15 protein-coding genes are annotated in these 18,082 nt (G+C 38.8%); all 15 read left to right on the top strand.

Annotation, left to right across the window (positions count from 1 at the left end):
- Nucleotides 1–65: 65 nt before the first annotated feature.
- The 15 genes from ACX9GT_RS08735 (at nt 66) to gmd (ending at nt 18,072) form a co-directional block, all read left to right on the top strand.
- Nucleotides 66–1,205 (top strand): polysaccharide export protein, encoded by a 1,140-nt coding sequence (locus ACX9GT_RS08735; protein WP_473190712.1) that lies wholly within the window; start codon nt 66–68, stop codon nt 1,203–1,205.
- Nucleotide 1,206: 1 nt separating this feature from the next.
- A complete protein-coding gene (locus tag ACX9GT_RS08740; protein WP_473190713.1) occupies nt 1,207–1,641 on the top strand; it encodes an arsenate reductase/protein-tyrosine-phosphatase family protein in 435 nt (144 codons plus the stop codon).
- A 15-nt stretch (nt 1,642–1,656) separates the two neighbouring features.
- On the top strand, nt 1,657–3,837 hold the full coding sequence (gene wzc / locus ACX9GT_RS08745; protein ID WP_473190714.1) for a tyrosine-protein kinase Wzc: 2,181 nt from the start codon (nt 1,657–1,659) through the stop codon (nt 3,835–3,837).
- A 125-nt stretch (nt 3,838–3,962) separates the two neighbouring features.
- Nucleotides 3,963–4,415, top strand: a complete 453-nt coding sequence (locus tag ACX9GT_RS08750) for an FAD synthase family protein (RefSeq protein ID WP_473190715.1) — start codon at nt 3,963–3,965, stop codon at nt 4,413–4,415.
- 35 nt (nt 4,416–4,450) lie between these two features.
- A complete protein-coding gene (locus tag ACX9GT_RS08755; protein ID WP_473190716.1) occupies nt 4,451–5,059 on the top strand; it encodes an SDR family oxidoreductase in 609 nt (202 codons plus the stop codon).
- 147 nt (nt 5,060–5,206) lie between these two features.
- Nucleotides 5,207–6,529, top strand: a complete 1,323-nt coding sequence (locus ACX9GT_RS08760; protein ID WP_473190717.1) for a hypothetical protein — start codon at nt 5,207–5,209, stop codon at nt 6,527–6,529.
- A gap of 123 nt (nt 6,530–6,652) precedes the next feature.
- Nucleotides 6,653–7,393, top strand: coding sequence for a lipid II flippase family protein (locus ACX9GT_RS08765; RefSeq protein ID WP_473190718.1), 741 nt, complete (start codon nt 6,653–6,655; stop codon nt 7,391–7,393).
- 3 nt (nt 7,394–7,396) lie between these two features.
- Nucleotides 7,397–8,341 carry a glycosyltransferase family 2 protein gene (locus ACX9GT_RS08770; protein ID WP_473190719.1) on the top strand — a complete coding sequence of 315 codons (945 nt, stop codon included), beginning with the start codon at nt 7,397–7,399 and terminating at the stop codon, nt 8,339–8,341.
- A 41-nt stretch (nt 8,342–8,382) separates the two neighbouring features.
- The gene (locus ACX9GT_RS08775) at nt 8,383–9,489 is read left to right on the top strand and encodes a CDP-glycerol glycerophosphotransferase family protein (protein WP_473190720.1); all 1,107 of its coding nucleotides are present in this window, start codon (nt 8,383–8,385) and stop codon (nt 9,487–9,489) included.
- A complete protein-coding gene (locus ACX9GT_RS08780) occupies nt 9,473–10,240 on the top strand; it encodes a glycosyltransferase (protein WP_473190721.1) in 768 nt (255 codons plus the stop codon). Before ACX9GT_RS08775 ends, ACX9GT_RS08780 begins: the two co-directional genes overlap by 17 nt.
- 5 nt (nt 10,241–10,245) lie before the next feature.
- Entirely contained in the window at nt 10,246–11,202 is a 957-nt protein-coding gene (locus tag ACX9GT_RS08785) for an NAD-dependent epimerase/dehydratase family protein (protein ID WP_473190722.1), read from the top strand.
- 407 nt (nt 11,203–11,609) lie between these two features.
- A complete protein-coding gene (galE, locus tag ACX9GT_RS08790; protein WP_473190723.1) occupies nt 11,610–12,623 on the top strand; it encodes a UDP-glucose 4-epimerase GalE in 1,014 nt (337 codons plus the stop codon).
- Between the two features lie 1,506 nt (nt 12,624–14,129).
- The gene (locus ACX9GT_RS08795) at nt 14,130–15,536 is read left to right on the top strand and encodes a mannose-1-phosphate guanylyltransferase/mannose-6-phosphate isomerase (protein WP_473190724.1); all 1,407 of its coding nucleotides are present in this window, start codon (nt 14,130–14,132) and stop codon (nt 15,534–15,536) included.
- Between the two features lie 14 nt (nt 15,537–15,550).
- The gene (cpsG, locus tag ACX9GT_RS08800) at nt 15,551–16,924 is read left to right on the top strand and encodes a phosphomannomutase CpsG (protein ID WP_473190725.1); all 1,374 of its coding nucleotides are present in this window, start codon (nt 15,551–15,553) and stop codon (nt 16,922–16,924) included.
- A gap of 23 nt (nt 16,925–16,947) precedes the next feature.
- Nucleotides 16,948–18,072, top strand: coding sequence for a GDP-mannose 4,6-dehydratase (gene gmd / locus ACX9GT_RS08805; protein WP_473191541.1), 1,125 nt, complete (start codon nt 16,948–16,950; stop codon nt 18,070–18,072).
- Nucleotides 18,073–18,082: the final 10 nt, after the last annotated feature.

Genomic DNA, 18,082 nt, shown 5'->3' on the forward strand with positions numbered 1-18,082 from the left:
AGCCTTCCGTTTATAGAACTCGAACGTTAGATTGGATTGCTTTCCTTATAATAGTGAATAATTGGATGACAAAAGTTACGTTTAAACTGATATCAGTACTGATATCTGCAAGTTTTATCAGTGGATGTACCATAGTGCCAGGGTCACATCTTTCGACATCAGGCAAGACTGTTGTAAAGCAATCCGATGCAGATTTTAATATCGACAAGCTGGTCAATGTCTACTCGATGACGCCGCAGTTGATCGAGACAATGCGGCCGAAAGCGGTTGTGGCCCAGCCGAACAAAGATTTAGAAACTGAACTTAAAAATTACGAATATCGTATTGGGGTTGGCGATGTTTTGATGGTGACAGTTTGGGATCACCCAGAGCTAACAACGCCAGCCGGGCAATACCGTAGTGCTAGCGACACCGGTAACTGGGTTAATTCAGACGGTACCATTTTCTACCCTTACATTGGTAAGCTAAAAGTCGCAGACAAGACGATCGCCGAAATCCGTACCGAGATCGCCAGCCGTTTGGCGCAATATATTGAAAGCCCGCAGGTGGATGTGAGCATTGCGGCTTTCCGTTCGCAAAAGACGTATGTGACGGGCGAGGTGGCGAAATCTGGCCAGCAGCCTATTACTAACGTGCCGCTAACCGTGATGGATGCGATTAATGCCGCTGGTGGCCTGACCGAAAATGCAGATTGGCGCAACGTGGTGTTAACTCACGATGGCAAAGAGAAACGAATCTCCCTTCAAGCCTTGCTGCAAAAAGGCGACCTGACCGAAAACCACCTGCTTTACCCCGGCGATATTCTTTACATCCCCCGTAATGATGACTTGAAAGTGTTTGTGATGGGCGAAGTTAAAAAGCAAACCACGTTGAAGATGGACCGCAGCGGTATGACCCTGACGGAGGCGTTGGGTAATGCAGAAGGTATGGACCAGGCAATGGCAGATGCGACTGGGGTGTTTGTGATCCGCTCATTACGCGGTAGCGAAGGCAAAAAGCTGGCGAACATCTACCAGTTGAACGCAGCAGATGCCAGTGCGTTAGTGATGGGTACCGAATTCCAGCTTCAGCCTTATGATATTGTTTATGTCACCACAGCACCAATAGTCCGCTGGAACCGCGTTGTCAGCCAATTAGTGCCAACAATTACAGGCATTAATAATATGACTGAGTCTGTGCGTTGGATAAGGACATGGCCTAACTAATATGTTTAATTCGATTCTTGTGGTATGCGTTGGCAATATCTGCCGCTCCCCAACTGGGGAGCGGCTGTTAAAAGCCCGGTTGCCCAGTAAACGGATTGATTCTGCCGGGTTAGGTGCATTGGTGGGTAAACCTGCCGATGCTACCGCCAGCGAAATTGCCAGCCAAAATGGCGTTTCACTAGTGGGGCACCAGGGGCGGCAGCTTACTGCCGAAATGTGCCGGGAATACGACCTGATTTTGGTGATGGAAAAAGGGCATATTGAAGCTGTTTGCCAGTTGGTGCCAGAAGCCAGAGGCAAGATTATGCTGTTTGGTCATTGGCTGGCCAAACGGGATATTAACGACCCTTATCGCCAAAGCCGTGAGGCATTTGAGTTTGTATATAATCTTCTTGATGCATCTGCCCAAAAATGGGCAGATGCTTTGAGCCGCTAGTAGCCGGGATTTATAATGTCAGAGAAAAACAGAATAAACATCAGCAGAAACGAAAAAAATGATGAGATTGATTTAAAGCGCCTATTCGGCGAGATTCTTGACAACCGTTGGCTAATAATGGCTGTCACTTCAGTCTTTTTGACATTCGGGATCTTGTATAGCTTATTGGCAACACCTGTTTACCGTGCTGATGCTTTAGTACAGGTGGAACAGAATGCAGGTAATTCGTTATTAAAGAATATTAATCAGATGTTACCAAGCGGGCAGCCAGAATCTGCCCCAGAGATTGAATTGCTTAAATCTAGAATGATTTTGAGTAAAACGGTTAGTGATTTAAATTTAGATACAATAGTCGAGCAGAACTATTTCCCTATTTTCGGCAAAGGAGTTGCACGCTTAACCAAAAAAAACAAAGCTGAGATTGCTGTATCTAGATTAATGCTCCCAGCTGAATGGGAAATTGACCCTACTGTAGAAATCGTAGTAAAAGATGATAAGCATTTTAGTGTTAATAGAGATGGAGAGTTATTTGCAGAAGGTACTGTTGGGGTTGTATTAAAGAAAGGTGACTTTTCAATACTCGTTAGTGATGTTAATGCTAAACCCGATACATCCTTCTCTGTTACTAAAGTTCCAGAGTTAGAGGTTGTCAATTCTATCTTGGATGTATTTAATGTTCAGGATAAAGGTAAAAATACTGGAGTGCTAGGGCTCAGCTATAGCGGTAGTGACCCAATATTAAATCAGAAAATATTGAATAGCATAACAAATAACTATCTTGCACAGAATGTTGAAAGAAAGTCTGAAGAAGATGCCAGAAGCTTAGATTTTTTAAGGGACCAGTTACCTAAAGTACGTAGTGCACTCGACACTTCAGAAAATTTATTGAATAAGTATCGTCAACAGAATGATTCTGTTGACCTTTCCTTAGAGGCCAAGTCAGTATTGGATTCTATTGTTTCTGTTGATGCACAACTGAATGAACTGACGTTTAAAGAAGCAGAGATATCTAAGTTGTATACTGTGGAACATCCGTCATATCGTGCTCTTTTAGAGAAAAAGAAAGTCTTGGTAGACGAGCGAGATAAATTGAACAAGCGGGTCAGTAGTATGCCAAAAACTCAGCAAGAGATTTTAAGGCTAAACCGTGATGTTCAATCTGGGCAAGAAATATATATGCAACTCTTGGCTAAGGAGCAAGAGCTTAGTATATCCAAAGCTAGTACCGTAGGGAATGTGCGTATTATTGATCATGCGGTAACGCAGAGTAACCCGATTAAACCTCAAAAGTTTATGATTATAGCGCTAAGCTTTATACTTGGTGGACTATCTTCAGTTGGGTATGTATTAGTGCGCTCATTTCTCTATAATGGAATTGAAACGCCTGAGCAGTTAGAAGAGTTAGGGATAAATGTCTATGCCAGTGTACCTCTATCGGAATGGCAACGTAAGCAAGATATAGCCTTTACGAATGGGAAGAGGAATAAGAAATCAAATGCGAGTTTAAATTTACTACTTGCATTTGGTAACCCTACAGACTTAGCTGTTGAGGCGATAAGAAGTCTGCGTACTAGCCTACATTTTGCCATGATGGAGTCTAAGAACAATATATTGATGATTTCTGGTGCGAGTCCTGGTATTGGTAAAACTTTCATTAGTGCTAACCTAGCTGCAGTGATTGCACAAAGTGGTCAAAGAGTCTTATTCATCGATAGTGATATGCGTAAAGGTTATGCTCATGAGTTAGTTGGTTCGAGCACTAAGTGTGGTTTATCTACAATTTTAGCTGGTAAATTAGGGGCAAATGAAGCTATTCAAAAAACTCAATATGAGAATCTTGACTTTATCGCCCGTGGGCAGATTCCGCCTAATCCCTCTGAACTATTGATGCATGAGCGGTTTTCTGAACTATTGGAGTTCGTATCTGAAGAGTATGATCTAGTGCTGGTAGATACACCACCAATTCTAGCTGTTACGGATGCAGCTATTATTGGTAAGCTAGCAGGGACTTCTTTAATGGTGGCTAGGTTTGAAGTAAATAGTCCAAAAGAGGTTGAGGTTAGCTTTAGGCGGTTTGAACAGAATGGTATTGAGATTAAGGGTGTAATTCTTAACGCAGTTGTAAGAAAAGCATCTAATTATTATAATTATGGCTATGACTATTATAATTATGAGTATAAGTCTGAAGAAAAATAGATAGGATTTAAAGCTGGTGGTGGGTTGAAATTATTATAGAATGAAGTTCGGTACTATAATTTTTTACTAGACGAGGTAATATTAAGATTACCTCTCATTTGATTGAGAATAATACAGGCGGCTTTATGAAAACTGTTGTTTATGTTTCTGGTACATTTGACATGTTTCACAATAATCATTTACGAATGATTAATTATGGCCGAGGTCTAGGCGAGACACTTATTGTTGGTGTCAGTACTGATGAGCTTGTATCTTCTTATAAAAAACCGCCAATTATTCCATTTGAAGAAAGAATTGCGATAATTTCAGGTTTAAAAAATCCGGACTTGGTGATCCCTCAGCACACGTTAGATCACAAGGAAACAGTAATAAAACTTAATATTGATATATTTGTTATAGGAGATGATTGGTATCCTAAGTATGATTATTTAAAAGATCTTGGTGTGAAGGTTTTTTATTTTCCATATGGTTCAGGGGTTAGTTCAACTGAATTGAAGAAAAGAGTATATGAGCAGTATAAAAAAATACTTGTAGATGTCGATGCGCATCCAATTCCGAATCCTAGTACTCATAGTTAATAAAAAGTATAATGTAGCAGAAGAGGGGAGAGGCAATGATGAAATTGTTAATTACTGGTGCGGGTAGTGATCTGGCTCAATATATCAATAGTAAAGTAAGCCAAGATTTTGACATTGAGTTAGCTACAAGAGAGAAGTTAGATGTAACATCAATTGCATCTGTGCATGAGTATTTTAATAATAAAAAATTCGATGTGGTATTAAATTGTGCAGGGACTCTCTATGAATCTAGTGTTGTTAGCTCAGAGCCTGAAAAATGGATTAATGACATATCAGTAAATTTAATTGGAGCATACTTAGTTGCACGAGAAGCTCTTATAAGAAATGGTAATTGTATTCTTATAAATATTTCATCAACGGCAGCATTTAATTCATATAGTAACTGGACATCATACTGTGCAGCAAAATCTGGGGTGTTAAAGTTATCATCGGGTCTGTTTAATGATGGATACAGAGTGATAACTCTGTGCCCGGGGGCAATTGAAACTAAAATACGGAATAGTACTAAAGTTATTAATCCAAATATTATGAGTTTAGAAGAAGGGTGCAAGCCGATAATAGACTCATTATATGGACGTTATAATTTTGGCGATGTGATTTTTTATAGGAAAAACGAAATAATAATTAATCCTGATTCCGAGTGAGTATCATAACTGGGTATATGGGACTTTTAGTGTTAAAAAGGCTGATGTGGATGAAATGTAACAAATAGTCATGAATATTTAGGTATATGTAGTTTTAGTTAATGCAGAAGGTAATAATTAGCGTGCCCTATACTTAGGATTGAGTTAATGTATACGCAAAGTGGAAATCGGCTTTTTAGTGTGTGTTTGTTTTTCTCTATTTTTTGTTCCTTTAATTTTCTTCCGTTCATAAGTGCCGAAATTCAACCTGTAATTGGTGTTTTTATTATTCTCCTAGGTTCTTTGTGGATTCTTAGAAAAGCAACTGTTGACAAAGTCCTGGCCTATATGATTACTTTTTTCTTATTGTTATTGCCATCATTAATGGTTGGTATGAGTAATAAGCCAAGTAATATACTCGTTTACTTTTTCTATATGCTAGGTCCTGCAATATTTTATTATTTCTATATTAATTTTAACAATCTCAAGTGCAATCATTTATATTTATTTTGTTCGGTTTTTCTTACTATTTCAGTTATTCAAGCACTATCACCAGCATCAATATCTTCTGCGCTTAACCCTATTTTGGGTATTATTATCAAGCGCTGGCAGTTAGGTTTCTATGGTGATGTTAGAGGGGTAAGTGCATTGTATTCTGAACCTGCACACTCCGCAAAATATATTTATTTACTTTTGTGCTTATTTATTTGTATGCTATCTACGCCATATCTTTTTAATGTCAATAATAAAATTTCATTTTCAGGTAAGGTATTTATTGTGTTTGCTCTTATTATTGTATCTTTCTTAAATAAGAGTGGCACATTATTTTTCTTAATATTAATAAATTTATTTGTTTATTTTTTTATTTATAATATAAAAATAAAAGCAAAAAAAATACTATTAATAGTGGTTATTGGTTCCTTTTTCTTAGTTATACTAATATCTGTATCAGATAGCCTAGGGTATTTTATCTCGGAAAGATTACTTTATATGTTTGATTCTTATATGGAGGTAAAGGATCATTTTACCATAGATGACATTCAGTATTTTGGTAGCATTAGGTTGATTTCAGTTCTTGCCGGTTACACTGGAGGTGTATTATACCCATTTGGAGTCGGTATAGGTGAGGGGGGGAGTAGGATCTTTGAAATTATGGACTGGTTAGGATTTGATCTAAATTCTATAACTTTTTTAGCCTCACAGGATGTAGACTCTTTAAAACCGAATGCCTATATGGCCCAGATAGTTTTAGAGTCTGGCTTTATTGGTTGGTTTTTTGCTATTGCATTGCTTTTGTTTTGCTTAAAAAAAGTTTCTATAGAAAATAGCGAAAGCTGCATATATAGTTCGATATTAATTACATCTGTCATACAGATTCTTTTCTTTAGTACAACTACTGTTACATCACCATGGATGTCGTTAGCATTAGGCTTGTATGGGCTTAAGATGTTAAAATTAATGAAAGAAGATAAAAAACTCTCTAAGTTATAATCTTTAATATTTTTTTAAAAAAGATATTTTATATTTAAAATTAATTCTCAAACATAATATGTAAGAATAAATTTTGATACCATGCGATAGTCATTAAATATGTTAAGGGCTACAGGAAGGAATATGGGTTTTATCTACGATTATTGGAGCTTTTTTGTAATCCCATTTTTATATGGAATGATGTTGCTAATTGAGTTTGTCTCTCAATTTAGCCGTGTAGCAGGCTATTTCTTAAATAAGAATGCTATTGGCTATTCAATACAAAATGCTACCTTTACCTTAACAAGGTTATTTTCAGTATTATTGATGCCATTAGTCGGTTTAATGATTGATGCTGACTTTTCTCCAGAGAAATATATAATATGTATATTGATATCTTACTTTTTTGTTGCTTTACTTGGATGGATTGTATATATTTATAAATTATCTATCAGTATATTCTATATAAAATTTATCACTGTTTATATTAATAAGGGAAAGCTATTCAAAAGCATCTTTCACGTTTTAAAAGACAAAGACGATGATAAGTTGGATAAGATTGAACTAGGTCAATTTGTCTTTCACAAAAAATATTTCATGATATCTTGTTTTGTTTATAGTATCCATGCGTGTGGTGTTTTTTTGACTTTCTATTTTGCACTTATATCACCATCACATAAAGTAATGATCACTCAAATGTCCGGGGTTATTAATGCTTTTGCTACGATATTACTTACATTCAAAATTGACCCTGCGCTTTCAATAGCAATTGAAAAGAAAAATGATTTCATTTCAGCATTCTTATCTATTTTTATAGGTAGGATTTTTGTCTTTTTAGTTACGGCCCCATCTATAGTATTAAGTACATATATCATTACGAGGTAAAATGTGAGATTTTCAATTATAATACCATTATATAATAAAGAAAAACATATTAAAGATACTATCTATTCGCTACTAGAACAAACATATAGTGACTTTGAAATAATTGTAATTGATGATGGTTCTAAAGATTCAGGTCCGGAAATAGTTAATTCTATCAGTGATGATAGAATACGACTCTATCACCAAGAAAATGCAGGTGTCTCTGTTGCAAGAAATATAGGTATTGAATATGCTAAAGGAGAGCACCTTTTATTTCTGGATGCTGATGACATATATCTATCTGATGCATTAGAACACTTTGACTATTTAATTTCAAAGTATCCTCAAGCACATTTTTATTGCTGTAACTATTATAGAGTAACTGGTAACGGTAAAAAGTCTGAGGCAATAAAGGTTAATTCAATTTTATCTAACTCATTTCAAGATGGAATTATTAATAACTTCTTCTATATTGCATCATATCATCCAGGCTCATTCCCATGTCATGTATCTTCTTTTTGTATTCGAAATGACTACCTTAAGAAGCATCCTGAAATTAGATATCCAGCTGGTGTCACTCATACTGAAGACGTAAGTTTTTGCTCATTACTTGCAATGTACTGTGTGACGGTTTTTTCAAAAAAATGTGTACACGAGTATCATTTAGGTACTGAAAATAACTCAAGAGATTTAAGGCCGACTAAGTCTAGATATATAATAACGCTGCTTGACTCTCTAATTAATGCTGACAGCAATACCCCATATTTAAAGTCGTTTGCAACAAAAAACATTATACATCTTCTTTACAATTGTATTGAAATGAATGATAATGTTAGTTTCAATTTACATAAAAAGAGTGAACATTTTTCATTTTCTCATTCACTTGCTAAGTATAAGCTTCACTATATTATACTACGCTTCATGCCATTCGGACTCCTTTCATCCTTATATAAATTCATAAGGAAGTGATGGTTTGTTAATATATTACTCCTTTTAGGATTGCAGCGTAAATGGCTAAACTATTCCGCTTTTTTACTAAATTATCTATCGATATGTTTTTCCTTCTTTTATGTATTCCTTTACGGTTTTTTAAAAAAGAAAAAATTTCCTTTTTTTCACCTCAGGGAGAGAAAGGGAATGTAAAATATTTATATGATTACTATCTTAATATTAAGAAGAATCCCCATGTGAGTTTTATTCACTTAAAGGATATAAGCCTTTGGTCTTATGTAAAACTCTCAGTACATTTGGCAAGATGCCGTTATTTGTTTTTAACTCATGGTTTAGGTGGTTTACCACTTACATGTTTTTTTTCTACGCGTATTCAATTATGGCATGGATATCCGTTAAAGAATATTTTGTTAAATTGTAAAGAGGACTCGAAGCCATTTAAATCAAATTTTTTAAATCTTATATATTTTAATTACTATAAGATGCGCATAGCAATATCCTACAATTATCTTGTTACCTCTGACTCGTTTCTAGGCACTACATTAGTTCATTCTTTTGGGTTCCAAGAGGGTCGGAAAGTTAAATATTTAGGTACTCCTTCACTGGATGCAGCCTATAGAGAAATGTTAAGTAATAAGAATAGAGAAGTTAAAGATCAAAAGTGCAAAGTGTTGTATTTGCCTACATGGCGACATGATAAGTCATTAATTACTCAGACTTTAAGCGACTTGAATGCTGTGGTAAATAAAATAGAAAAAATATCGATAGATGTTAAATTGCATCCTTTTGATATGGGTAAGGTCGAAACTGATACGCTGGAAAATATAAATATACTTAAGGATGATGTCGGTGACATGATCTGCTTTATGAATTCGTATGATTGCTTGATAACGGATTACTCCAGTTGTTGTTTTGAGTTTTACCCACTACAGAAACCTATCATTTTCTATACGCCTGATATAGAGGAATACTTATCCTCAAGAGGTATATCTATAGATTTTAATAAACTAATAGGTGCTAATAATTTGACTCTCGATGCACGTTCACTTGAGGAAAAACTTCAGCTAATTGCTAATGGTGAGCGAGAGAAGTTTATTCATGACTTCAGTAATTATGTAGGAGATAGTTCGAATAGCATGGAGAGAATATATGTTACATTTAGCTAATGAAAATGCACTAGGCAGAGAAAGGTTTTCAATAATAATGCCTGCTTATAACGCGGCTAAGACTATCTCTGACAGCATTAATTCTATATTAACTCAAACATTAACCGATTTTAAGCTATATATAGTTAATGATAATTCACAAGATTCAACAGAAAGTATAATTCGCTCATTCTCTGATGATAGAATAGTATACATGAAGAATGACTCTAATCTTGGGGTAGCATCTTCACGTAATAGAGCCTTAGAAGCAGCATCTGGAAAATATGTGGCTTTCTTGGATAGTGATGATCTTTGGGATTGTGAAAAACTAGAGAAACAAGAAAAATTTTTTGCTCAAGGGTGGGATGTTGTATGTTCCCATTACATTACTTTCAGTGGTCCAGACAAAAAGCAGGTTAATAAACGAAAGTCACCAGAGATTATAACCTTTGAAGATATGCTGAAAAGTAATTTTATCGGTAATCTGACAGGCGCATACAATGCGCAGAAGATAGGAAAGATATATCAAAAAAAGATCGGTCACGAAGATTATGTTATGTGGCTGGATATATTAAATAAAGTGCAACGAGCATACTGCATACAGGAGAGTCTTGCAAGCTATAGATTGTCACCAGCCTCAATGTCAGGAAATAAAATTAAGGCTGCACGCTGGCAATGGAATATATATAGAGAAGAACTGAGCTTTTCAGTTAATAAATCAGCTTATTATTTTTTACAGTATATGAAAAATGCTCTTAAAAAGAGAGGGTAATTATTATGGGATTGGTTAGTATAATCGGTGGTTCAGGCTTTATTGGTACGCGACTTGCTAGGATTTTTAGTGAAAGTAATATTGATTTTCAAATCCTTGATAAGAGCAAAAGTGTCGATTTTTCGGATAAGTGGCGTTATGCAGATGTTACAAAGCCTGAATCACTTGACGGCGCTCTTTCCGGTTCATCTGTAATCATAAATTTAGCTGCTGAACATAAGGATAATGTCAGTCCAGTTAGTTTATATTATGATGTTAATGTTAAAGGTGCTGAGAATGTTTGTACAGCTGCAGAACGACTTAATATAAAAACGATTATTTTTACCTCTTCAGTCGCTGTATATGGGTTTGTTGAGGAAGAGACTACTGAAAATGGTGATTATAATCCGTTTAATGACTATGGGAAATCAAAGCTAGATGCTGAAAAGGTCTACGATCTTTGGCAAAGAAAAAGTTTGGAACATAAATTAGTTATTGTTCGACCTACTGTCGTTTTTGGTGAGAATAATCGTGGCAATGTTTATAATCTGTTTAGACAGATAGCTACGGGACGTTTTTTAATGATAGGTCCGGGAAATAATGAGAAATCTATGGCGTATGTAGATAATGTGGCAGCTTTTTTAAAACATTCTATGCTGTTATCAACAGGGCGTCATGTTTTTAACTATGTTGATAAGCCTGATTTTACTATGAATGAGTTAACTAATGTTATTTGCAATGCACTAGGGAGAAATAAGAGCAATATAAGAATACCTCTTGCTCTTGGCCTTATAGGTGGTCGTTTTCTGGACTTCTTGTCAAAAATAACAGGAAAAGAATTTCCTATCAGCTACATTCGAGTGAAAAAATTCTGCGCTCGTACTCAGTTTAAATCAATTCACATATCGGAAACAAATTTTATAGCACCTGTTACTTTGGAAAAGGGCATTCAAAATACAGTGCAACAAGAGTTTACTAAGTAATTTCTTAATGCATCTCTAAAACCTATTATTCAATATTTTAAATAATAAGTTCTGATTTATTTTGGTTATGTATATTTGTTGTTAGTGAACTAACACTATAAATTCTTTTGAGCTCTTTTTCAGTGAACATTGATTGAGTTATCTAAGTATGGACATTTTTTGATATTTACTCTCGGCTAGAGTTTATTATAGGGTGATGTTATTTTGCTCTTGATAACGGCAGTGTGAGTCTGGTTTGAGTGTTCGCGAACATACACTCAAGCATTCACACTGCCGTTTTCTGTTGGCCAAAATTTTCTACCACACCAGAAATTTTGAGTTTAGTTAAGTACTATTGTTAACTCGGTGGCTAGAATAGACGAAGAATTTCCCATTTTTAGTGCCAAGATCGCGAGCAAGGAGTTCACATGGCAATTTTAGTCACCGGCGGTGCCGGCTATATTGGTTCCCACACCGTTCTGGCATTGCTGGAGCGGGGCGAGGACGTGGTGGTGTTAGACAATCTGTCGAACGCGTCTGAAGAGTCACTGCAGCGTGTTGAACAACTAGCGGGCAAAGCGGCGATATTTTACCAGGGCGATGTTCAGGATGCCGAATGTTTGAACCGCATTTTTGATGGTCACAAGATTTCTGCGGTGATCCACTTCGCAGGGCTGAAAGCGGTAGGGGAATCGACTAGTAAGCCTTTAGAGTATTACCAGAACAACGTTACCGGCACGCTAGTTTTGCTGGATGAAATGCGTCGTGCCGGTGTGCACCAGTTTATCTTCAGCTCTTCCGCTACGGTATATGGTGCCAACTCACCGGTGCCTTATGTCGAAACCACGCCGATCGGCGGCACAACCAGCCCATATGGCACTTCTAAACTGATGGTTGAGCAGATCTTGCAAGATTTCGCCAAGGCAGATCCACAGTTTTCTATTATTGCCTTGCGCTACTTCAACCCGGTTGGGGCTCATGAGTCAGGGTTGATTGGTGAAGATCCTAATGGCATCCCGAATAACCTTTTGCCATACATTGCTCAGGTGGCGATCGGCAAACTAGAAAAACTAGGGGTTTTTGGCGGTGATTATGCAACCAAAGACGGTACCGGTGTGCGCGATTATATCCATGTCATGGATCTGGCAGAAGGCCACCTGGTGGCGATGGATCACCTGCAAAAAATTTCTGGTTTTAAAGCCTATAACCTTGGTGCAGGTGTTGGGTATTCTGTGCTGGATATGGTGCATGCTTTTGAGAAGGCCTCTGGAGTGACTATTCCTTATCAGATTTTGCCACGCCGTGATGGCGATCTCCCGGCTTTCTGGGCTGACGCCAAGCTGGCCAAGCAGGAACTTGGTTGGGAAGTGAAGCGTGGCATTGATGCCATGATGCGCGACACTTGGAACTGGCAGAGGAAGAATCCGAAAGGTTACTGTTAACAAAAATATGTTGCATCAGAAAGAGTGATTCTTTCAGAGAAAACAAAGTATTTGATGGTGTGGCAAACACGCCATATCTTGAGAAGGCAGCAGCCTATCCGCTGAGTGTATAGTAAACCAACTTGGATGGTGAAATTGCCATCAGCTAAATCTAATCTGATGTCCTGATTATTCTCACTGTTGGGTTTTCAGTGAATATGGCAACAATTTTATAAAGACTATGTAGTGCTTGGGCAAAGAGCGTGATGCTCTGAGGGTGGTCTATAAGACAGTGAATTATAGAAATTACTATGGGCATAGTAGGGGACTACTATGCCCATAGTGTTTATTTGTGCCTGATCTTACTTGGTAATAGTGGATACGATATCTAAGTGAGTAAACTCTTACGTAATCATCCTGCTAAAAACGTAGGCTTTGTCAAGCATGACCGAGGAATCACTGCAACGCGTGGAACTCTGTACGGTATCTGGGATTGGCATAAGCCAGACCCATGAGGCTACCACATAGTTTATGCTTCTATCCGTCTGTTTACCCATTATTGCCTGTATTCCGATAGCAGATAGTAACAGATCCTTGTACAATGCCATCTCGCTTCATTGGGGGCAGGGGGGCTTAGTGCATTGATTATTAGGTTTATTTTTGTGCTGACTCTCTGATGAACAGAATTACCATCCAGCTGTGTGTGCTGACTTTTGGATTATTAAAGACGGGTGTTGTAGTTGAAGTCGGAACGTATCTTGTGGCTTTCATAATTTTTTCTTTTGTCAATGAAAATGTTTCTTTACCATGCCCTTGCGATACCCTAACCCGATTGGTGCCTATAAGTTAGAGGAGTGCTTAACAGCGTTTGGAGTGATCTTTTGCCACACACAACCCTTAAAATGGCCATTCGTTGGGGAAGTTTGCAGCGGAGAAACTATGAAATTGACTCATCTAGCGCTTAGACATTAAAAGTAATCAACTGATTAATATTCATGGATTTTTATGACTGCTCAAAATTTATCGCTCGGAAAGCGAGCATGAGATTGGGGGGCAACGCTGAAAAAACCGATAATGTACAGGTGTTTTGATAGTTAAGGTGATAGCATGTGCCACAAAAATGTTGTCCCATTGATACATATAAATGGTTTGGATGACAATTGAGTGAACTCTGATACGGCGAGGTTTAAAAGTCACAACTTGCTGAAAATATTGGGAAAAGCTTTGAAATTTATAATTCACTTCAGTCCTTTGGTAGCTGTCGAGCCAAGGGCGGTAGCGTGCTTTTTTAGCCATGAAGATTCTCAAGATGGTTTTTGGACTTTGAATAAATTGTATATCAGTCGTGTGATTAAGTAGGCCTCAATCGCTTGCAAAAACTAAAACCATGCATGACTTATTAAAAAGCAAATGGGATAAAAAACAATCAACGATTTGAGGCTGAAAGCAAAAGCTGAAACTGACATGTTTTGATTAAGTGATTGTATTACTAGAAGCTATTTAGCTTAGTGTAATGAAGGATAAAAAATGTTACTACCCGTAATTATGGCAGGAGGCACTGGCAGCCGGCTATGGCCAATGTCGCGTGAGCTCCATCCAAAGCAGTTTCTTCGTTTGCATAGCATCCATTCGATGCTGCAGGAAACATTGAGGCGGCTTGATGGTGTTGATGTCAGTGAACCTGTCGTAATCTGTAACGAAGACCACCGCTTTATGGTTGCCGAGCAACTCCGACAAATTGACATGCTATCACGCAACATCATTTTAGAGCCAATGGGGCGCAATACTGCTCCGGCGATCGCGTTGGCTGCATTAAATGCGATTGCTCAGGGTAATGATCCGATTATGTTGGTATTGGCTGCGGACCATATCATTAATGATATTGATGCGTTTCACAGCGCAATTGATTTAGCACTTCCTTTTGCGGCGAATAAAAGCTTGGTGACTTTTGGCATTGTCCCTACCGGGCCAGAGACTGGTTATGGTTATATCCAGCGTGGAGAGCGTGTACAAGGTAACGCTTCGACGGTTAAGCGGTTTGTAGAAAAACCTGATAGTGAAACTGCGCAAAATTATATCGAAACCGGAGAGTATTATTGGAACAGTGGTATGTTTATGTTCCGAGCGCAACGTTATCTGGAAGAGTTGGAAAAATTTCGTCCGGATATTCTCGAGGCTTGCCGTAAATCTCTCGATAACATCGAATGTGATAGGAACTTTATCAATGTTGATCGTGAAGCGTTCTCGGCTTGTCCTGATGATTCGGTTGATTATGCTGTGATGGAAAAAACGCATGATGCGGTGGTTATTCCTCTTGATGCCGGATGGAGTGATGTTGGCTCCTGGTCGGCATTGTGGGAAGTCAGCAAGAAAGACGCTGCCGGTAATGCATTAACTGGTGATACCTTCCTCCATGATTCCCGCGATTGTTACATCAATACTGATGATAAGTTAGTCGCTGCGGTTGGCGTAGAGAATCTGGTGATAGTGAACACCAAAGATGCCGTCTTGGTTGCTGATAAGTCTAAAGTTCAAGATGTCAAAAAGATCGTAGAACACTTGAAGAAAAACAAACGTTCTGAGTACCGTCGTCACCGGGAAGTGTATCGTCCTTGGGGGCGCTGTGACATTCTGGTTGCAGAAAAGCGCTTCAATGTGAACCGTATTACTGTGAATCCAGGGGAAGCATTTTCATTACAAATGCACCACCATCGTGCTGAACATTGGGTTGTGCTTGCAGGAACGGCAAGAGTGACCACAGGTGATAAAACATTCTTGATCACCGAGAATCAGTCAACATTCATCCCTATTGGTGTTATCCACAGATTAGAGAATCCAGGCAATATCCCGCTAGAACTGATTGAAATTCAATCTGGTTCCTATTTGGGGGACGATGATATTATTCGTATAAAAGATCACTACGGACGTTGCTAATTTTTGAGGTTTCAATGAAGAGTTTAACTTGCTTTAAAGCTTATGATATTCGCGGCCAACTGGGTGAAGAACTAAACGAAGATATTGCATACCGTATTGGGCGTGCTTATGGTGAATATTTAAAGCCGAAGCGTATTATCGTGGGTGGAGATGTACGTTTGACTAGTGAAGCGCTGAAGTTGGCTTTGGCTGATGGGCTGCGTGATTCAGGTGCCGACGTTTTTGATATTGGTTTAAGCGGCACCGAAGAAGTGTATTTTGCTACGTTCCATCTGCAAATGGACGGTGGAGTTGAGGTTACAGCCAGCCATAACCCAATGAATTATAATGGTATGAAGATTGTACGTGAAGATGCTCGTCCAATCAGCGGTGATACAGGCCTGCTTGACATACAACGATTAGCTGAAGCTAATCAATTTTCTGCCGTGGATGAAGAGAAACGCGGTGCCTATAAGCAAATTTCGGTGCTAGATGCTTATGTCGATCATCTGATGGGCTACATTGACTTTGCACATTTTAAGCAACCAATGAAGTTGGTGATCAACTCTGGTAACGGCGCTGCTGGTCATGTAATTGACGAGATTGAGAAGCGCTTCCAAAAGGCCAACGTACCTGTCATTTTCATCAAAGTTCATCATCAAGCTGATGGCAACTTTCCCAACGGTATTCCTAACCCTTTGTTGCCAGAGTGCCGCAAAGACACGTCTGACGCTGTTCGCGAGCATAAGGCTGACATAGGGATTGCCTTTGATGGTGACTTCGACCGTTGTTTCCTGTTTGATGAAAATGCCGAGTTTATCGAAGGTTATTACATCGTTGGTTTATTGGCAGAAGCGTTCCTGGAAAAAGAGCAAGGAGCGAAAATCATCCACGACCCACGTTTAACTTGGAACACAATTGACGTGGTGACCAAGGCTGGTGGCATTCCTGTGATGTCAAAGACTGGGCACGCGTTTATTAAAGAACGTATGCGTAAGGAAAATGCGATTTACGGCGGTGAGATGAGCGCGCATCATTATTTTCGTGATTTCGCTTACTGTGACAGCGGCATGATTCCGTGGTTAAAAATTATCGAGTTATTGTCCCTATCCTCACAAACGCTCTCTCAAAAAGTATCTGACTGCATGAGTCAATATCCTTGTAGTGGAGAAATTAACCATAAGGGGCACGATGCAAAAGGAGTATTACAACGCATAAAAGAATATTACTTTGATAAGTGTGAGCAGTTCGATACTACGGATGGCTTGAGCTTTGAATTTGCTGATTTCAGATTCAACGTCAGAACATCGAATACCGAACCATTACTTCGACTGAATGTGGAAACCCGAGGCGATAGCGAGTTGCTGCAGCGTGAACTTCGCACTCTTGATTCATTGATTAAGTTTTAAAAGTCTTTTCATACGGAGATTTGATAGTGAAAAAGAAAGTAGCCCTGATTACTGGTGTGACTGGTCAGGATGGATCCTATCTCGCAGAGTTTTTGCTGGAAAAAGGTTATGAAGTGCATGGGATCAAACGCCGTGCATCACAGTTTAACACCCAGCGTGTAGACCATATCTATCAAGATCCGCACGAGTCGAATGTTAATTTCAAGCTGCATTACGGTGATCTGACTGATACTTCTAACTTGACGCGTATTATTTCTGAGGTTCAGCCTGACGAAGTGTATAATCTGGGTGCACAGTCACATGTAGCTGTCAGTTTTGAAACACCAGAATACACGGCAGATGTTGATGCGATTGGTACCTTGCGTCTGCTTGAAGCCATTCGATTCCTTGGTCTGACTAAAAAGACACGTTTCTATCAGGCGTCTACATCTGAACTCTATGGTTTAGTTCAGGAAATCCCGCAGAAAGAAACTACACCTTTCTATCCGCGTAGTCCTTACGCTGTCGCTAAAATGTACGCTTACTGGATCGTCGTGAATTACCGTGAAGCTTACGGCATGTATGCTTGTAACGGGATCCTGTTCAACCACGAATCACCGCGTCGCGGCGAAACTTTCGTAACACGTAAAATTACCCGGGGCTTAGCTAATATAGCCCAAGGCTTGGAAAGCACCCTGTTCATGGGGAACATGGATTCCCTGCGTGACTGGGGTCATGCGCGTGACTACGTTAAAATGCAGTGGATGATGTTGCAGCAGGAGCAGCCAGAGGACTTTGTTATCGCAACTGGCGTACAGCACAGCGTACGTGACTTCATTCGTATGTCTGCTATTAAACTCGGTATTGAACTCGAGTTTAAAGGGCACGGCGTAGATGAAGTGGGCGTTATTTCTGCCATTACTGGTGACAAAGCGCCTGCGCTGAAAGTAGGGGATGTTATCGTCAAAGTTGACCCTGGCTATTTCCGTCCGGCAGAGGTTGAAACCCTGTTAGGTGACCCGACTTATGCCAAGACCCGTCTTGGCTGGACACCAGAAACAACGCTGGACGAAATGATCAAAGAAATGGTTGATCATGATCTGAAAAATGCTCAGCAACATGCCTTGTTAAAATCCCACGGATACACTGTAAACGTCAGCGTAGAATAAAGAGACTCGT

This window comes from Serratia sp. YWN4, from assembly GCF_055790845.1.